The 18,694-nt window shown below is 34.9% G+C and carries 14 protein-coding genes; 10 read left to right on the forward strand and 4 right to left on the reverse strand.

From position 1 onward, the window contains the following. Nucleotides 1-127 precede the first annotated feature (127 nt). The 6 genes from BBI01_RS13405 to BBI01_RS13430 all read left to right on the forward strand — a co-directional run bounded on the left by BBI01_RS13405 (nt 128) and on the right by BBI01_RS13430 (nt 6,515). On the forward strand, nt 128-730 hold the full coding sequence (locus BBI01_RS13405) for a CDP-alcohol phosphatidyltransferase family protein (protein WP_065395170.1): 603 nt from the start codon (nt 128-130) through the stop codon (nt 728-730). Next, complete coding sequence (locus tag BBI01_RS13410; protein WP_065395171.1) at nt 720-1,523, forward strand: phosphatidate cytidylyltransferase; 804 nt, start codon at nt 720-722, stop codon at nt 1,521-1,523. The genes BBI01_RS13405 and BBI01_RS13410 overlap by 11 nt, the downstream gene beginning before the upstream one ends. Before the next feature lie 5 nt (nt 1,524-1,528). Continuing rightward, nucleotides 1,529-2,566: a patatin-like phospholipase family protein gene (locus BBI01_RS13415; RefSeq protein ID WP_065395172.1), complete on the forward strand. Its 1,038-nt coding sequence runs from the start codon at nt 1,529-1,531 to the stop codon at nt 2,564-2,566. 218 nt (nt 2,567-2,784) lie between these two features. Beyond that, the gene (locus BBI01_RS13420) at nt 2,785-3,540 is read left to right on the forward strand and encodes an SDR family NAD(P)-dependent oxidoreductase (protein ID WP_065395173.1); all 756 of its coding nucleotides are present in this window, start codon (nt 2,785-2,787) and stop codon (nt 3,538-3,540) included. Further along, the gene (locus tag BBI01_RS13425) at nt 3,522-4,817 is read left to right on the forward strand and encodes a phosphatase PAP2/dual specificity phosphatase family protein (RefSeq protein ID WP_123862148.1); all 1,296 of its coding nucleotides are present in this window, start codon (nt 3,522-3,524) and stop codon (nt 4,815-4,817) included. The genes BBI01_RS13420 and BBI01_RS13425 overlap by 19 nt, the downstream gene beginning before the upstream one ends. A 3-nt stretch (nt 4,818-4,820) precedes the next feature. Continuing rightward, nucleotides 4,821-6,515 (forward strand): bifunctional alpha/beta hydrolase/class I SAM-dependent methyltransferase, encoded by a 1,695-nt coding sequence (locus BBI01_RS13430; protein ID WP_065395175.1) that lies wholly within the window; start codon nt 4,821-4,823, stop codon nt 6,513-6,515. Between the two features lie 71 nt (nt 6,516-6,586). Here the strand turns inward: BBI01_RS13430 and BBI01_RS13435 are convergent, their stop codons facing one another. Beyond that, nucleotides 6,587-7,156: a YceI family protein gene (locus tag BBI01_RS13435; RefSeq protein ID WP_065395176.1), complete on the reverse strand. Its 570-nt coding sequence runs from the start codon at nt 7,154-7,156 to the stop codon at nt 6,587-6,589. A gap of 137 nt (nt 7,157-7,293) precedes the next feature. Between BBI01_RS13435 and radA the strand changes: the two genes are divergently transcribed. Further along, nucleotides 7,294-8,643, forward strand: coding sequence for a DNA repair protein RadA (gene radA, locus BBI01_RS13440; RefSeq protein ID WP_065395177.1), 1,350 nt, complete (start codon nt 7,294-7,296; stop codon nt 8,641-8,643). A gap of 141 nt (nt 8,644-8,784) precedes the next feature. Next, nucleotides 8,785-9,378: an acyl carrier protein phosphodiesterase gene (locus BBI01_RS13445; RefSeq protein WP_065395178.1), complete on the forward strand. Its 594-nt coding sequence runs from the start codon at nt 8,785-8,787 to the stop codon at nt 9,376-9,378. Between the two features lie 134 nt (nt 9,379-9,512). Here the strand turns inward: BBI01_RS13445 and BBI01_RS13450 are convergent, their stop codons facing one another. The 3 genes from BBI01_RS13450 to BBI01_RS13460 all read right to left on the reverse strand — a co-directional run bounded on the left by BBI01_RS13450 (nt 9,513) and on the right by BBI01_RS13460 (nt 15,512). After that, the gene (locus BBI01_RS13450) at nt 9,513-11,291 is read right to left on the reverse strand and encodes a phage tail-like protein (protein ID WP_065395179.1); all 1,779 of its coding nucleotides are present in this window, start codon (nt 11,289-11,291) and stop codon (nt 9,513-9,515) included. 387 nt (nt 11,292-11,678) lie between these two features. Further along, complete coding sequence (locus BBI01_RS13455; RefSeq protein WP_065395180.1) at nt 11,679-12,194, reverse strand: DUF6702 family protein; 516 nt, start codon at nt 12,192-12,194, stop codon at nt 11,679-11,681. 78 nt (nt 12,195-12,272) lie between these two features. Continuing rightward, nucleotides 12,273-15,512: a S8/S53 family peptidase gene (locus BBI01_RS13460; protein ID WP_165602250.1), complete on the reverse strand. Its 3,240-nt coding sequence runs from the start codon at nt 15,510-15,512 to the stop codon at nt 12,273-12,275. Between the two features lie 151 nt (nt 15,513-15,663). Between BBI01_RS13460 and BBI01_RS13465 the strand changes: the two genes are divergently transcribed. Next, nucleotides 15,664-16,242: a HupE/UreJ family protein gene (locus BBI01_RS13465; RefSeq protein WP_065395182.1), complete on the forward strand. Its 579-nt coding sequence runs from the start codon at nt 15,664-15,666 to the stop codon at nt 16,240-16,242. Between the two features lie 67 nt (nt 16,243-16,309). Further along, entirely contained in the window at nt 16,310-18,691 is a 2,382-nt protein-coding gene (locus BBI01_RS13470; RefSeq protein ID WP_065395183.1) for a M1 family metallopeptidase, read from the forward strand. Nucleotides 18,692-18,694: the final 3 nt, after the last annotated feature.

An 18,694-nucleotide genomic window follows, 5' to 3' on the forward strand; every position in this document is an offset into this window, starting at 1 on the left:
GAAAAAGAAACACAAAGCAATTTTTTAAATTTTGAAAATGCAAAAACATGCTTCAAACAATTATAAAACCTGATTAATTTTTTTATCTATATTTGGTATAGACAAATGACAAAAAGCTATAACTACCATGATTTCGGTATATAAACTAAAACCAAAATTCCAGCAGCTGCTCACTCCTGTTTTATTATTTTTAAATAAGAATAAAATTACGGCAAACCAGATTACGATCAGCTCCATCCTTTTATCTGTCGTTATCGGAATATTATTTTGGTATGCAGACACTTCAAAATGGTTTTTCCTGAGCCTTCCGATTGGATTACTTTTGAGAATGGCATTGAACGCACTGGACGGGATGATGGCGAGAAAATTTAATCAAACGAGCAAGTTAGGGGAAGTATTGAATGAAGTGGGTGATATTGTTTCTGATGTTATTATATTTTTTCCTTTACTGAAATTTCAGCCCGAAAGTTTATACCTGATTGTTATTTTCATTGTTTTGAGTATTATTAATGAATTTGCAGGACTGATGGGGAAAATTGTTGGCAAAGAACGTCGTTATGATGGTCCTATGGGAAAAAGCGATCGTGCTCTTATTTTAGGATTGTATGGTTTACTTCTTGTTTTCGGAGTTACTATTACAGAAATCTCGAACTATATTTTTGGAATCATCATTCTTCTTCTCCTTATCAGTACTTATACCCGACTTAAGAAATCTTTGAATGAAGCCTGAAGAAAATAAATTTGCAGACGTTCCTTTGAGAATAAAAACATGGATCTATATCATTATTGTTTTTGCCCTTGGAATTTCACATCCTCTTGCTATGGCTGTCTTTGTTTCATGGCTGGGATTACAATCTTTTTTTGAGTTTTCAAAAATATTTAAGGTCAATACAAATCCTGTCATTTCATCAGTATTCATAGGGATTGTACAGTTTTATTTACTTTATTTTTTAAATATTGAAAATTACTTTTTATACAGTATTATTTTAGGAATTGTTATTTTACTTTATCATTTAATTGTAAAATCATCTTCCAAGCAATTGTATGGAATTTTTATAGCTTTATTGGTATGTCTTTTTTCTTTCCCACATTTATTCTGGATAAGAAACAATGTCAATGGGCTGAATTCAATCATCTTCATCGTTGTGGTAACGGAACTGAATGATGTCTTTCAATATTTAATGGGAAAATTCTTTGGAAAACATAAAATCGTTCCTCAGATCAGCCCGAATAAAACATTGGAAGGATTTATTGGTGGTGTTTTCCTTACAGTTATCTTAAGTAATATTCTTGGCTTCTTTTTACTTAAAACTGATATGGCAACCAACTCCATTATAGGAATTATTTTGGGAATCTCAGGATTCTGTGGAGATATTTTCATGTCTTATCTCAAAAGAAAAACGGATGTAAAAGACACCGGAAATCTTCTTCCCGGTCATGGAGGTCTTCTTGATAGAATGGATAGTCTTATTTTCAATGCACCGATATTTTTCTGGTTAATACCATTCCTGCTAAAGCACTAAAAATCATGAGTGAAAAATTTAAAAGAGCAGTTATTTTTTCAGGCGGTGGAACAAGATTAATGATCTACCTCGGAATTTTTGCAGCTCTTGATGAACTTAATATGAAACCGGATCTCCTTATTGCTTCTTGTGGAGGATCTTTTGCAGCAACCGTTATCAATGCTTTTCCAGATCATATTTCAAGAAAAGAATATCTGAAATCTGAAGAATATTTTCAGTTTGTATCAAAAACAATATTGACAAAACATAAAAAACTCTCACAAATAGGTCTTTTTTCATTAAAAAAATCTTTCGATAAAAGAAAAGCGCCATTCATTGAAGATGTCTTCAACCGATATCTTGTTGAGATGCCTCAAAATCTTGAAGAATCTTTTCCATCCATAAAAAATGCTGAATTTTCAAAAGAAATACCAACGATCATTATTGGCTCTGAACTTCTCTTTACGCCAAAGGAGTCTCAACAAAAAAGGAATAAAAAAAAGCTATTCAGAAAAATAATTTTTACAGATTCTGAAACAGCACAAAAAATAAACTCAACTCATATTCTGGTAGATTTCGATAGTTTTAAAGACAGCGCTGTTGAAAAAAACTCAAAGATCATCGCTGATTTCTCTCTTCTTGAGAGTACCAGAGCTTCTGTTTCGGATATGTTTTATGTAAAACCGGTAACACTTCACAACAGGCATTTTATGGGCGGAGTCATTGATCTTGTCCCAATTGAATTGGCAAAACATCTTTCACAAGAAGTAATTACAGAAAAAAAACAGCCTTACACAACAATCGAAGAGTCGCTTATCCGTTCTGTTTTTGGTTTTAGTGCCAATGAAAGACTTTATGAAACAGACAAAATCATCACTGATTTTCAAATTGATACAACTTCTATAAAAGAAGACCTTAAAGGACATTATCCTGAAAAAAGCATCAATTGGAAAAAGTTTGAGATTGACATTTCACTTCCAAAAACATATCAACAGTTCGCAAAGGATATGGAAATGCAGTGGCAATATGGCTTTGATCAGACGATAAAATGTATCAAAGGGTAATTTTTCAATCACAAAATTTTAAACACTTTAGCTTCTTATTATTAACAAGTTTTATCCATAATAAGTTTACTCTTTTCTAAAAAAATCATTCTATGTGTTTAATGCTTTTTTACCACAATAGGAACATAGATTTATGATATGAATATAAAATAGTTTATTCGTTCATCTGTAGCAAAATACTCTTATTTTTACATTCAATTGAAAATCACAAAATATCCATGAATATTTTTATTGCAGGCGGAACCACAGGTATCGGCTATTCTTTGGCTAAACATTATCTTTCAAAAGGGTATTGGGTGGGAATCTGTGGAAGAAATCCTGCAAAAGTTCCTGAAAACAACTTTGAAAAGCTACAAATATTTCAAACTGATGTCTGTGATTTGAGCTCTATTTCATTAGCATTACAACAATTTCTTGCAGATAAAAACGGTTTAAATATTTTCATCAATTGTGCAGGAAGCTATGCAGAAGATGTTGCCGGAAATATTTCTTATGAAGAAGCAGAAGAAATGTTGCAAACAAATATTTTGGGAACTGTCAATTGTTTTGAAGCAGCAAGAAAGATCATGAAAAGTCAGAAAAATGGAAGAATTGCTGTTATTGCTTCTGTTTCCGGGATATTGGAATATGAAAATTCAAGCCTGTACACCAAAACCAAAAGATCTGTTATACAAATTGCTGACGCTTATCACAGAGCCCTTCAACCATTTGGAATTTCTGTTACGACCATTGCTCCCGGTTATGTGGATACTGAAAAATTAAGAGCTCTCAATCAGAATGATTTAAGTAAAAAACCTTTTCTTGTCAATGAGGAAACCGCAACAATCATTATTTCCGAAGCCATTGAAAACAAAAGAAAATTAGTTATTTTTCCAACGAAAATGAGGTGGATGATGAAATCTTTATCTCTTCTTCCTTCTTCATTATTAAATATAATTATGTTCAGAAAAGCAAAATGGATGAAAAACGACTGAAAATACAGCAAAAATTCTATGCCTTATTGCTTTGTTCCGTTGTTTTCATGATGGTTTACAACTATTCGGCGTGGTATATTTCAAAACTGGAAACTGTCCCTTCATTTGTTTTTAATTTCGAAAAATTCATACCGTTTATCCCATGGACCATTATTCCTTACATGACAAGCGGAATATTTTTCTGTCTGGTATTTTTTCTTTGTAAAAGTAAGGAACAACTTAAAGTGTTAACACAAAGAATGCTTTTTGTGACCATTATTGCAGGTATTTGTTTTCTTTTATTTCCTTTACAATTTTCAATTCCTAAACCTGAAACTGAAAATTTTGTCTTCGAATACTCATTTCAGTTTTTAAAAACATTTGATTCGCCATTTAATCAGGCTCCTTCATTACATATTGCTTATGCATTTATTTTTTGGACTGTAATCCGAACATTAAAAAAAGGAAGAACATTCTTGATGATCTGGCTGATTCTTTTAGGTGTTTCAACGTTAACAACTTATCAGCATCACTTTATTGATATTGTCACAGGAGCTTTGCTTGCTCATATTTCCTTCATCCTATTTCCGTATCAAAAAAAAGATTTCCAATACAGAAATTTTCATGTTGCGAATTTTTATTTTTTTTCAGGCTGGATCCTTATTCTGGCAGCATTATTATTAAAATCAGAATTTGCAGGACTTATTCTGATATGGATTTCTGTGATGAGTTTTGCCATTGGGTACCATTATCAAAAGAATGATATTTACTTTTTAAAGGATAAAAACGGAAATATTCACTGGATCAAAAAAATCTTTTATTTCCCATATCTGCTGATGTACCAAATATTCTGGCGGTTTTTAAGAAAAAACAAAATACCCTTTGTACCTGTTTCCCGCATTTATATTTCATCAAAACCCAATCAGGAAACTTTAAAAAATTTTAAGATTGACAAAGATACTTTTGTCTATGATCTTTCGCCTGAAATTGAGGAAATATCAATACTAAAAGAACAGTCTGCCTATTATTTCCGTCCTATTTTAGACATAGGGAAATTTGATGTTGAAAAAACACATTTTCTCATTACGGAAATTAGCAGAACGTACCGCCACCTTCCTAAAAACGGAAAAATTCTCATCCATTGTACTATGGGTTTTACCAGAAGTTCTGTTATTGGAATTTTAGTAATCAAAAATATTTTATCTTTACCTTTAGACGAAGCAATAACCATCATGAAAGCCAGCAACAAAAACATGATCATTCATCCTTATCTGCTGGATTTTCTGAAAAAATTTTAACCTATGAACAGCGGACATTTTACGAGTTTTGACAATAATGAGATTTTTTACCATGAATGGAATTACCTGCCACATCAGAAAACAATCATCATGATCCACCGCGGGCATGAGCACTCTGAAAGACTCAATGATATTGCTCAGTCTCCACAATTTTCAAAGTATAACATCTTTGCATTTGATCTTCGCGGGCACGGGCTTACTAAAACGAAGACCTCATCTGTCTTCATGGATTATGTTCGGGATTTGGATTCTTTTTCCAAGTTTATTTCTACAAAATATGAAGTGAAAATTTCGGATGTTTTTGTAGTGGCAAATAGTATTGGTGGAGTAATCGCTTCTGCCTGGGCACATGATTTTGCTCCTAATATCGCTGGAATGGCACTTCTTGCTCCCGCCTTCAGAATTAACCTCATCGTTCCTCTGGCTAATGAAATGATTACATTGGGAACCAGGCTGAAAAAAGGATTAATTATAAAAAGCTATGTAAAATCCACAATGCTCACCCACGATCCCGAACAACAGAAAGCTTACGATACAGATCCGTTAATATCACGATCTATTGATGCAGAGCTGCTGATTGATCTTGCAAATGCCGGAAAACGGTTGGTAGAAGATGCCGAAGCAATAGACACTCCTACTTTGATATTAGCAGCAGAGAAAGATCATGTAGTATTCAATAAAGATCAAAAAATATTTCATGACAGACTGGATACAGCCCTGAAGAATTATGAAGTTTTGCCTAATTTCTTCCATGGAATTTTATTTGATTCCGGAAGAGAGCAAGTGTATGATAAAATTGTTGATTTTGGTGAACAATGTTTTCAAAAAGTTCCAAAACAAACCAATCTTTCTCCTGATCAGTTTTCTGTAAAGGAATATCAGGATCTTCAAAATAATGTAGGAAATAATCTGAATTTCAAGCTTCAAAAATTTTCCCTCGGAAAAATCGGAAAGATAAGTAACGGAATGGCTATCGGATTAAAATACGGCTTTGACTCAGGTGCTTCCCTGGATTATGTGTATCAAAATCAGCCAAAAGGAAAGTTTGGTTTTGGAAAAATGATGGATAAAAATTACCTCAATGCTATTGGCTGGAAAGGAATCCGTATCAGAAAACAGCATTTGCTACAACTTTTGGAACAAAATATTCAAACACTAAAGCAGCAAGGAAGAGCAGTTAAGATTCTGGATATTGCAGGTGGAACAGGAAATTATTTATTTGATATTAAAGAAAAATATCCGGAAACAGAAATTGTCATCAATGAATTTGTAAAATCAAATATTGAAATCGGGGAAAAGGTGATCAGGGAAAAAAGTTATCAACATATCCGCTTCACTAATTTCGATTGCTTTGATCCTGAAACGTATAAAAAGCTAAATTTTGAACCTAATATTACTATTGTTTCCGGTATTTTGGAACTTTTTGGTGATAATGAAATTGCCAGCAAAGCTATTCAGGGAATAACATCTATCTCGGAAAAAGATTCTTACCTTGTTTACACAGGACAACCTTGGCATCCTCAGCTGAAAATGATTGCTTACGTTCTGAATAATCATCAGAATAAAGATTGGATTATGAGAAGACGTTCACAGAAGGAACTAGATAAAATCATGGCTTTCAACACCGTTCAAAAGGAAAAAATGCTGATTGATGATTTTGGAATTTTCACCGTTTCTTCAGGAAAATTAAACCCGTAACAATTGTGTTATAATTCATAAAAAAGGTTTCTCAAGCATATTGAGAAACCTTTTTTTATTTATCCAAAGGATTATTTTTTGATTAATTCAAGATATACATCAATAGAAACATCTTTTGCAATTGCTGTTCCTGTAGGATCATATTTTAAATCATAGTCAAAACGATTAACAGAAAATTTAGTCTGTAATCCCATCATTTCTTTTCCTTCCTTATTCTTTGTCAAACCTCCTAAAGTAACTGGTACACTAACATCTTTTGTAACACCTTTGATAGTCAGTTTTCCTTTAAACACATACACTCCGTTTTTATCTTTTGTAACGGATGCTCCTTCAAATTTCATATCAGGGTATTTATCTGCAGAGAAGAAATCATCACTTTTAAGGTGTTTGTCTCTCATTTCAACTCCTGTATTGATACTTCCAGTGGCAACTGCTACATTGAGTGTTGAATTATCTAAATTAGATCCTTTAGTAGTAAGTGTTCCGGCAAATTTATCAAATCTCCCCTGAACAAAACTGATCCCCATATGCTTGATATTAAAGTTCACAGAAGAGTGCATCGGGTCTATTTCCCAATTATTTTGAGCAAAAGTAAAAATGCTTAACATCGTAAACACGAAGGATAAGATTAATTTTTTCATTGTTTTATTTATTTAAATATTTTCAGCAAAGCTATAGCATTATGCTCACTCAATCCATTATCCTATGTTAAGTTTTTATCACTAAAAAATTATCTCTGAGGTTCGGAATAAAAATGCTTTTTTTATAACTTCGCAGTATGGCAAAACTGAAAACAGCATATTTCTGTCAAAACTGCGGAACTCAATATTCTCAATGGATGGGGCAATGTAAGAATTGTGGGCAATGGAACACATTAGTGGAAGAAGTGGTGGAAAAACCCAATAGTAAAGCAGTACCTTTCTCAAAGACGAAGCAACACGTCATCAATATTATTGAGGTTGAAACAAGTGAAGAACCAAGAATAAAAACTCCTTCCGAAGAACTGAACCGTGTTTTGGGTGGCGGAATTGTTTTAGGATCTGTTACTCTTATCGGAGGTGAACCAGGAATTGGAAAATCTACTCTTTTGCTACAGCTTGCCTTAAAAATGAAGAAAAAAATCTTCTATGTTTCCGGGGAAGAAAGTGCTTCTCAGATAAAAATGAGAGCCGACAGGCTTACAGATATTCAAAACCCAAACTGTTTTCTTTTTACTGAAACCTCTCTGGAGAAAATTCTTCATGAGGCAAAAAAACTAGAGCCGGATTTCATGATCATTGACTCTATTCAGACATTGCAGTCTCAGTTGATTGAAAGTTCACCGGGAACTGTTTCTCAAATCAGAGAATGTTCCAACGAAATTATTAAATATGCCAAGGAAAACAGTATTCCGGTATTTCTTGTGGGTCATATTACCAAAGACGGTCAGATTGCCGGACCAAAGGTATTGGAACACATGGTGGATGTCGTTTTAAACTTTGATGGAGACAGAAACCACCTTTTCAGATTATTAAGAGCTAATAAAAACCGTTTCGGTTCTACTTCTGAGATCGGAATTTATGAAATGATCTCCCAGGGATTAAAAGAAATCAAAAACCCTTCTGAAATTCTTATTACCAAGAAATTTGAGGAACTTTCCGGAAATTCTGTAGCAGTAACTCTGGAAGGAAACAGACCAATGCTTCTGGAAATTCAGGCTTTGGTAAGTACAGCTGTTTATGGTACTCCTCAAAGAAGCTCTACCGGATTTGATTCTAAACGACTAAACATGCTTCTTGCTGTCCTGGAAAAAAGAGCCGGATTTCAATTGGGAGCTAAAGACGTTTTCCTTAACATTACGGGGGGAATAAAAACGGACGACCCGGCGTTGGATCTGGCGGTTATTGCTTCTGTACTTTCATCTAACGAAGATATTGCTATCTCCGAACATTATTGCTTTGCTGGAGAAATTGGTTTAAGTGGAGAAATTCGTCCGGTCGCACAGGCGGAACAAAGAATTACCGAAGCCGAAAAGTTGGGCTATGAGAAAATTTTCATTTCCAATCTTAATAAACTTCCGAAGAAAAAATTTGGTATCAAGATTGAGGAAGTGAGTAAGATTGAAGATTTTCATGAAAGACTTTTTTAGAATTTTATTGTGAATGGTGAATTTGTTTCGCAAATCAATTGTCAATGTGAAAATCGATTAAAAAATTCACTGCAAAGTAAATTCACTATTCACTGCTAATAACTACATTTACTTTTCACATTTAATTCATACCTTTAATTTATGAATTATCTGGCTCACTCTTATCTCACTTTCACTGACGGACAAATCGTGGGTCAGTTTTTGGAAGACTTTATTAAAAACAGAGATCGTTTTTCTTTCCCAAAAGATATTCAGGACGGAATTACCTTACATAGAGCGATTGATACATTTACAGATTCTCACCCTGCCATTCATGAAGCAAAAAAAGTATTTGCGCCATTGGTAAGACTTTATGCCGGTGCTTTCGTAGATGTTTCTATGGATTATTTTGTAGCAAATGATCTTTCTTTAAACTCTCTTTCGGACTGGAAAGCACATTCTCTACGTGTTTATAAAGTATTGAATACTCATGAAGAATGGCTCCCTGAAAATTTCAAAAAAATGCTGGTTAAAATGGAACATGATGACTGGCTTTACAATTACCGCGAAGATTGGGGAATTAAATTCAGTATTCAAAATGTGCTGAACAAAGCGAAATATCTGGATAAAGATATTCCCGTTTTTGAAGCTTTTTTAAATAATAAAAAATTTCTACAGGAATGTTATGATGATTTTTTTCCTGATCTTTTTGCTCATGCAAAGGGGATGAATGCTCTTTTGCAATTGGAAAATTAATTTAACATAAAAAACACTTACCTAATAGAAGATAAGTGTTTTTTAATTTGTGTTATTAGAATTTTTTATGCCTGAATTCTCCTTTGGGGATCTTTGGGGAACATCTTTCTATTAAAGAATTCTCTAAAGTAGTATTAATCACCAATTCTGAATACTAAAAGCTGAGTTGAAGCTGCAGCTAAAGTCATTCCTGTCCCTGTACAGTTTCCTGATTGCCCTCTTCCCAAACGAATAGGCCAGGTTCTTCCAGCCGGAACTGTAGTAGAATAGGTAATAGTACCTCCATGATTAGATAAAATTCCGGAGTTATGATATGCTGTACTGTGAATTCTCTGAGTACTTGAAGCGCCAGTAGGGAAATCAACAATATATGAACTGTTTCTACATTTATCAGCTTCTACTGTTGTTCCGTTATCATTGTTATGAAGAGCTTCATATACAAAAGTTATCTGATAAGTTCCTGCTGGAAATGTAATTGTACTGGTACCTGCGTTATAACTCATCCCAGAGATTGAATTCTTTATTACGGACATTGGAACAGTTGACAAACTTCCAGCAGCAACACCATTAAGAAAATCTGCCTGAGCTGTCTCCAATCTGAAAAGAGCAGGGTTGGGAATAGATAATGCTCCAAGTGTACCAATAGTTTTCACAACACCATTACCATCCAATACCATAAGCGGGTCTGTAGTTGTATTTCCGGTCGTAGTTCCTTGCAAACGTAAAGGATCTGTACCATTAATATGAAGTTTATTGGTAGGAGCTGCAGTTCCTACTCCTACTCTATCATTTGCAGCATCTACAGATAAAGTAGTACCATCTACAGAAAAAGCATTTACTGCTGTTCCACTAAAAGCAAGGGTATTGCTTCCTTGTGTTACAGCACGGTTGCCTGTTAAAGCTCCATCGGTATTATAAATATTAACAGAACTAGTTGCAGGAATTGCTTTCCATGTTCCTAGCCCTGTAGCATCAGAGGTAAGAACATATCCGTTATTTTGGTTTCCATCCACAATCTTGATAGCAGCTACCGGAGCGGCGGGTGTTCCAGCTGACTGAACATCTAATTTTGTAGCAGGAAGAACTGTTCCTATACCTACATTTCCTGAAGACTTTATAGTCATTCTTGCAGCATAATCAGTAGCATTCCTTGTAAAAACCTGTAATCCAGCGTAATTGTTTGTAACATCTCGGTCTATTCCTATAATAGATGCCCCAGTAACTCCAGAAGGATTTGTGGAGGGAATAAATTCAATTCCTCCGAATAAACTATTAGTTACATTATTGTTGTATAATGTAATGTTTCTTGGCGTTGCCTGACCACATGGGGCTCCACAATTATCAATTCCGGCAGACAGGATATCTGTAAGATTTCCGGCTATTGGAGTTAGTATTGATAAAAAGCTGGAAGGGGCTGTAGTTCCTATTCCCACTCTTCTGTTAAGCGCATCTACTGAAAAATTATTACCATTTACTGAAAAAGCATTAGTAGTATTCGCTGTAAAAGCAAGAGTATTACTACCTTGGGTTACCGTACGGTTTCCCGTTAACGTCCCATTAGCATTATAAATATTAGTTTCAACAGTATTTCCCGGATTATGAAGTTTAACCCATACTGAGCCATTATAATAATAATAACCTACGGTATCAATATTAACAGCATTCCCCCCTAAGGAGCCATTTGCCACACTATTTACATAGATCATTGTAGAAGTTGGAATACCTGTCATACTTTGGGCTCTCAACCTATCTACACGTGCTACTAAAAGACCATCTACAGCATTAGAGGTTCCTGTTGGATTCTTTGCAGTAACATCCAACGTTGCTGTTGGATTAGCTATATTAATCCCTACCTGAGCAAAGGCAAAACTACTGATAACAACTAGTGGCAGTGTAATGTACTTTCTTTTCATAATAAGTTATTTAATAATTTGGATAATTTTCGATTTTCTTTGGTAAGATATTCTACACTTTAAAGACTTCAACCGATAAAAAAGTATGAAGTAATAGTAACGTTTTAGGCAAAAAATAATTATTAAAATAATAAATAATTAATGTTAAATAAAATACTAAATTTAATAATTACCGTAAATTTCACATGAAAATAATAAAAATATTTAAAATACAATTAAAAAATATGTTAATAATTAAAATTTAACATATTGTCAATTTTGTATTTAAAAATAATTAATCTATTATTAGTGATTTATGTAGACGATATTAACATTTAAGGTTTTTTGAAAATAAATGAAGCAGTAACCCGGGTTACTGCTTCATTTATTTATTGTGAATATAATATATTAAAATGTTTTAAACATATAGCGGTTCGGATAAGTCATTTTCTCGCTCTTTCTGTCTCCGTTTACAATGATGTGAATAATATTGATCTGATCATCAAAAAGGTTGTATAAAAAACTTACAGCAGCTTCCACCTTTTTAGGATTAGTGACAGGTTCTGATTCAAGGTAGACATTTACAGATTCCTGATCTTCTTCGTATCCCACATAATTTACCTTCAGAAATTTATTATCTGCTTTTAATTTAAAGTACTCCTGGCAATATTTCTGTAAAGCATCATTAAGCTTAGTTTTATATTTACCATCATTGAAATGATAGGTTCCACCGTATTTCTTTCCAAGACCGTTTTCCAGATCATCAAGAAAAAACCTGCCTGTAACTTCAAATGTTTTAGACTTTGAACTGTAATTGATTTCCACAGATCCTACATGATAAGGATGCAATGCCTCATTGCTTACAAAACTTTGAAATATCATCATAAAGGACAAAAGGAATCCAAAAAAAAATCTACCGGACATTCGTTCTATTTTACAGCAAATATAAAAAAAGCAGCAGTTATAAAAACTGCTGCTTTTCATTACCTAATTTTTAATATTTTATTGTTTAATTATTTTCTTAGTGATCTTTTGGTTATCATCTACATCAATAGTAAACATATAGGTTCCTTTCACCAATTCTGAAACCTCTATTCTTCCAGAATTTGAATTGATATTTGCTGTTTTAACCAATTTTCCGGAAGCATCATAAATTGTCACAGAAGCTTTAGAATATCTTCCTAATGAAACATTTACGAAATCTTTTGCTGGATTTGGAGTAATATTAATACCAGAACTTAGCTTAATATCTTTTGTTCCCAGTGTTCCGTTTGTTTTAACAAAGTAACCTCCAAAACCTGTAGCCTGGAAACTTACTTCCCAATATTTATAGGTATCATTCCATACAATATCATTAATATCCGGAGTAATGAAAGTTGCTGCACTTCCGAAAGAACTTACTGTACCTATATTTCCGGCACTTGTTCCGCTATATTTTTCAATAACCAGGTTTGCTTTGTTGGCGATGTCTGTTGGCGAAGTAGGTAATTTAACACTGCTTATCGCATTATAAGCATCAAAATCAGCTTGTTTAAAATATAAAGTCACTTTTCCTGTTGCAGTAGTAGGATTAGTATCCGGATTGATCTCATATCTTCTTGATACATAATTTGGCTGTACATTATCAACCCAAACTTTAGAAGTGATATTTCCTGTAACCGTACTGGCTATTTCTTTTTCCACTCTTGCGATAAGCTGACACGAGTTGGTAAAGTAATTTAACCCTGTAGCTACTGCATTTGCTTTCGTTTGATTAGCAGTTGCTAGATTTTTTACCTCAGCCACATTTTCATAAACCGTAGCTCTCATTTTAAGGTCAAAATTTCTGGCGATCCAGCTTGTACCGTCTGTTGAAGTTTTACTTCTTCCGCTTACAGCGATATTTTCATATTTTACAGCAATTCTTCCAGCCAGACCATTGATTACGATATAAAAATCTTTTCCGGTAGTTGTCTGAATATTTAAGCTGGATAAATCTATATAATTCCATGTAAATCTCTGAACATCATTGATCCATGATGAAACCGTTTTTGTAGCAATAATATCACCAGGATCACCGTTAGCATTTATTTTTCTTATCTGAATATCAACTGCAAGATCTGTAGGAATAGCTCCTGATCCAGACGTAAATGAAAATCCGCCTAATTTCCCAGTTAGTGTTGGAGTATATCGAACAGCTAAAGCGGTATTATCAAAATTACTACTTGCACTATTACTTTCTGTATTAACAATGATATAAGGCTCATCATAAGTTAATGCTTCAAAATTAGATTCTACACAACCTAATTCATCCGTAACCGCTTTATAGATATCAAGTTTTCCGGCTCCCCATCTCATATTAGGAACTGTACCGGTAGCACCATCCATTCTTGCATTCGCCATCAGACGTGATTTTACCTGTGCTGCCGTCAAAGTAGGATTTGCCTGAAGTAATAACCCTACAGCTCCTGCCACACCTGGAGAAGACATACTCGTCCCTTGATTTTTCACATAGTAATTAGTCCCTGCAATAATATCAGTAGATGCCGGTAAAGAATTACTAGATCTTGAGGAAATCACATTTTGACCAGAAGCTGTAATATCAGGTTTTGCAAAACCATCTACTCTTGGTCCCTGCGAACTAAATGATGATATGGATTCCTGAGGAGTTGTTGTTAAATAACCACCAAGGCTGCTATACCAGCTTCCTCTTCCCATATACGATGCAACTGTAATAGCATTGGATGCGTTACCAGGGCTTCCAACAATATATTCGTTATCCCCATTTTGCATTGTAGTAGATACTCCCTGACTATAAAGCCAGCTATGAGCTGTTATTTGCTGAGCTCCGTTATTCGTAATTTCTAATGAATAATTTCCTTGGCAGTTTGCCGTAGAACCAGAAACTCTGCTTATAACAAGCTGTACATAACGTTTGTTATTATCTGTACTCCAATAATTGTACATTGTAGCGGTAAATGCTCCACCTAATATATTATGAGTAGTAGTTGTACTTATATTTTGAATATACTGCTGACCATCAGGTGTTGTAAGCTTTGCTGTAACAGGGCTGTCATCATTTGCATACATGACAAACGAGAATACCGACGCTGCAGTAGTATTACTTGACACAGTAAAATTATACGTCTGAGAAGCACTTGGAGCTACATCGACCTTTCTGTGGATATTCGGACCATAATCATTTCCAGCCGAGATCACAACAACTCTTCCGGGACCTGAAGTCGTAAAATTATTTACCGCTACTTCATGAGAAGATGTTCCGTCATGAGCAGTAGACTGCCCTCCAATACTCATATTGACAACGATTGGCTTGTTCAGCGCTGTTGCTACATTTTTAAAATATGTTAATGCATTAATTGTATTGGTTGTTGGAAAAGACCCATTCCCACCTTTTACAAAAACAATATCTGCCTCTGATGAAAATCCTTTATGCCTCTTGTCCGCAAAAGCAGCACCATTCCCTGCTGCAGTTCCTGATACGTGCGTTCCGTGTCCATTGGTATCATTTTCACGAACAAAACCTGCTGGAGTTCCGTCCAATTCATCTTCAATCTGAGCTCTTGTATATTCCACACCTGTAGAAAATCCGGCAGGTGTTGTCTCTCCTGTCTGTGCGGTTAATGTCTGGTCCCAGATAGAAACAATTCTACTTTTTGTCTGATCATCTGCTTTTCTGAAATCCGGATGCTTCCAATCGATCCCTGTATCATAAATCCCGACTAAAACACCAGTCCCGTTATAAGCAGTATTATTGAAAACTCCGTCTTGTAACAGACTCGCGCCGGACTGCGCCCTGCTTACGTCATTATGAAGCTCATCAAATGTAGGAGCCATAACAGATGTCACATAAGGAAGCTTTGTCAATCTCTCAATATCTTCAATAGTAACTAAAGCTGTGGAAAAAGTCGGTAATTGAGTCTGAACCAAAAATCCGTCTGATTTTAGTTTTTCCGGATCTTTTGTATAAACAATACAAGAATACATCGTTTGAGCTCCTTTAGATGTCACTACAAGATGCTGATCAAGTTTCATATCCACATGATCCATTTCTTTGACCTTTTGACCTCTTGAAATATTCTCCTTATTCTTCAACAGCATATCGAAGCGAGAATCCAGTTTCTGCACCTGAGCATTAAAACCGTAAGAATAAAGCCCTAAAAAGGCAGCCGCAACATTTCTAAGAAGCTTCGCTTCTCTAGGTGAAATGTTTACTTTTGTAAAAAATAATTTTTTAATATCCATTTTCATTTTTTTAGCAATACAATTATACAATTTTTATACTATTAGATAATAAACAAAATCATTTATATTTTTTATGTTAAAAAAATAAATAAAAACAAATTAATTAACTCATTTTAACACAACACACAAAACCAATAATCTACTCTTAAAAATGCAGGATTTTCTATTCTATTTAAACCTTGGATGGGAACATATTATTTCCCTTGATGCTTTGGATCATCAACTGTTTGTATTGGCATTAATTGCTGTTTACTCTTATAGTGACTGGAAAAAAATACTCATACTGGTTACCGCATTCACCATTGGACATTCCATTACACTAGCGTTAAGCATTCTTGATATCTTCAGAGTTCCGTCGGACTGGGTTGAATTTCTCATTCCATTGACCATCGTTCTGACTTCTCTGGACAATATTATCATGAAAAATCAAAAACAAACCCTGATGCGTGCAAATTATTACCTTGCTTTAATCTTCGGGCTTGTTCACGGAATGGGTTTTGCCAATACAGCAAGAGTGATGATAGCCAAAAGCCAGAGTATCGCTCTTCCTCTTCTTGGTTTTAATATCGGGCTGGAACTGGGACAGATCGTTATTGTCTTTGGTATTCTCATCGCATTGTTTATTCTCCTTACTATTTTTAAAGTCAACAAAAAAGACTGGATCCTCTTTGTTTCATCAGGAGTCTTTGCTTTATCCTTAAAAATGACATTGGAAAGAATTCCGTTCTAAACGTGAAATATTTTTATTATTTCAACAGCTTATTATTATCTTTGACAATTATTAAATCATTTCGGTTATGAAACTAAAAGTTGTTATACTTTCACTTTCTGTATTTGCATATACAGGTTTCACCGCACAAAATATACAGAATAACCCGGGCAGCAACCATGGAAACAAGTTTGAGCAACTGGGAACCATTCTTCCAACACCCAATATTTACAGAACAGCTTCCGGAGCTCCCGGACATGCGTATTGGCAAAACAGAGCGGACTACAATATCACTGCTTACCTTGATGAGGATAAAAGAAATCTGAAAGGCTCGGAAACAGTTACTTATTACAATAATTCACCTGATGAACTGGATTACATCTGGCTTCAGCTTGATGAAAATGAACATTCAAGTGTAAAGAATGCCGGATATGATACATCTTCTATCCTTCGTCCTTCAACAACGGAACAGCTTAAAGTAACCGAACTTCCGGTAAAGGACAACGGCTATGGAGTAAGTCTTGAAAAAGTTACTGATGCTTCAGGAAATCCCTTAAAATATACGGTCAACAAAACTATGATGCGTATTGACCTTCCAAAAGTTTTGAAAAAAGGTGAAAAATTTGTTTTCAAAGTAGACTGGAATTACAATATCGGGAACAGAATGAAGATGGGAGGTCGTGGCGGTTATGAAAATTTCCCTGAAGATGGAAACGATCTTTACACAATGGCACAATGGTATCCTAGAATGTGTGTTTACAGTGACTTCCAGGGCTGGCAGAATCATCAGTTTACCGGAAGAGGTGAATTTGCACTGGTTTTTGGAAATTTTAAAGTTTCTATGAATGTTCCAGCTGATCATATTGTAGGCGGAACCGGTGAATGTAAAAACTACGATCAGGTATTAACTTCTGATCAGCTTTCTAGATACAGAAAAGCTGAAAGTGCTTCTGAACCTATAGAAATCGTAACATTAGATGAAGCAAAAAAAGCAGAGAAAAACCATTCAAAACAAAGAAAAACATGGGTTTTCGAAGCGAATGATGTAAGGGATTTCGCATGGACTTCTTCCAGAAAATTCATCTGGGACGGAATGCGCGTTACTATTCCTGAAAATAACAATAAAGTAATGGCAATGAGCTTTTACCCTAAGGAAGCTTACGGACTATACAGAAAGTTTTCTACAAAGGCAGTTGCTCATACAATCAAAACTTATTCGGAATTCACAATTCCTTATCCATATCCTGTAGCTCAATCTGTAGAAGCTGCCAATGGTATGGAATATCCTATGATCTGTTTCAACTTCGGGAGAACTGAAAAAGACGGAACTTATTCTGAAGGAACCAAAAACGGAATGATCGGAGTAATCATCCATGAAGTAGGACACAACTTCTTCCCTATGATCATCAATTCCGATGAAAGACAATGGGCTTGGATGGATGAAGGTCTGAACACTTTCACAGAATATCTTACAGAAGAAAAATGGGATAATAAATTTCCTTCCAAAAGAGGACCGGCTTGGACGATCGTAGATTATATGAAACTTCCGAAAGACCAGCTGGAGCCTATCATGAGTAATTCTGAAAATATTATTCAATACGGACCCAATGCATATTCAAAACCGGCAACAGGGCTGAATATTCTTCGTGAAACCATCATGGGAAGAGAACTTTTTGATAAAGCATTCAAAACGTATTCAAAAAGATGGGCATTCAAACACCCTGAACCGGCGGATCTTTTCCGTACCATGGAAGATGCCAGCGGTGAAGACCTTGACTGGTTCTGGAGAGGATGGTTCTACGGAACTGATCCGGTAGACATTGCCATCGATAAAGTGACAGTTGCAACTCCTAATTTAGATACTGATCCAAAAGCTGCCCAGGAAATCAAATATCAGGTTGAAAAACCATTGGTAAACAGTTTTGAAGATCTTTCAAAAATCAGAAACAGAGAAGATAAGAATATTACATTCTATGTTGATCAGGATAAAGATGCTCAGGATTTCTACTATAGATATGACAGAGGACAGGAAAAAGTAAACACAAAGGAATATACATCCAAAGTAGAGGCTGGACTTCCTTTAGATGCCAAGGATAAAGAAAAATTCAAAAATATTACAGCGTACCAAATCGATTTTGCAAATAAAGGCGGATTGGTTATGCCAATCATTCTTGAGTTTACATTTGAAGACGGATCGAAATTATATGATAAGTCATCTGCTCAGATCTGGAGACTGAACGAGCAGAAAGTTTCCAAGACCTATTATTTTGATAAAAAATTAAAATCTATTCAGCTGGATCCAATGAGAGAAACTGCTGATATTGATACAAACAATAACTTATGGACCAACAACGGTTCCGGAACTGAAACTTCAAAGTTCCAACTTTTCAAACAAAAACAGGAAGGTAATTCCGCAAGAGGAAGCTCAAACGGAAAGGTAAACCCAATGCAGGCGGCAGGAAAAAGCTAATAC

Origin of the sequence: Chryseobacterium artocarpi (genome assembly GCF_001684975.1) — a bacterium.
Taxonomy (GTDB): Bacteria; Bacteroidota; Bacteroidia; order Flavobacteriales; family Weeksellaceae; genus Chryseobacterium; species Chryseobacterium artocarpi.

Bases quoted from the DNA above. Each gene is read 5' to 3' on its own strand.
- BBI01_RS13405 (WP_065395170.1), top strand. From the start codon at position 128: ATGATTTCGGTATATAAACTAAAACCAAAATTCCAGCAGCTGCTCACT.
- BBI01_RS13410 (WP_065395171.1), top strand. From the start codon at position 720: ATGAAGCCTGAAGAAAATAAATTTGCAGACGTTCCTTTGAGAATAAAA.
- BBI01_RS13415 (WP_065395172.1), top strand. From the start codon at position 1,529: ATGAGTGAAAAATTTAAAAGAGCAGTTATTTTTTCAGGCGGTGGAACA.
- BBI01_RS13420 (WP_065395173.1), top strand. From the start codon at position 2,785: ATGAATATTTTTATTGCAGGCGGAACCACAGGTATCGGCTATTCTTTG.
- BBI01_RS13425 (WP_123862148.1), top strand. From the start codon at position 3,522: ATGGATGAAAAACGACTGAAAATACAGCAAAAATTCTATGCCTTATTG.
- BBI01_RS13430 (WP_065395175.1), top strand. From the start codon at position 4,821: ATGAACAGCGGACATTTTACGAGTTTTGACAATAATGAGATTTTTTAC.
- BBI01_RS13435 (WP_065395176.1), bottom strand. From the start codon at position 7,156: ATGAAAAAATTAATCTTATCCTTCGTGTTTACGATGTTAAGCATTTTT.
- radA (WP_065395177.1), top strand. From the start codon at position 7,294: ATGGCAAAACTGAAAACAGCATATTTCTGTCAAAACTGCGGAACTCAA.
- BBI01_RS13445 (WP_065395178.1), top strand. From the start codon at position 8,785: ATGAATTATCTGGCTCACTCTTATCTCACTTTCACTGACGGACAAATC.
- BBI01_RS13450 (WP_065395179.1), bottom strand. From the start codon at position 11,291: ATGAAAAGAAAGTACATTACACTGCCACTAGTTGTTATCAGTAGTTTT.
- BBI01_RS13455 (WP_065395180.1), bottom strand. From the start codon at position 12,194: ATGTCCGGTAGATTTTTTTTTGGATTCCTTTTGTCCTTTATGATGATA.
- BBI01_RS13460 (WP_165602250.1), bottom strand. From the start codon at position 15,512: ATGGATATTAAAAAATTATTTTTTACAAAAGTAAACATTTCACCTAGA.
- BBI01_RS13465 (WP_065395182.1), top strand. From the start codon at position 15,664: ATGCAGGATTTTCTATTCTATTTAAACCTTGGATGGGAACATATTATT.
- BBI01_RS13470 (WP_065395183.1), top strand. From the start codon at position 16,310: ATGAAACTAAAAGTTGTTATACTTTCACTTTCTGTATTTGCATATACA.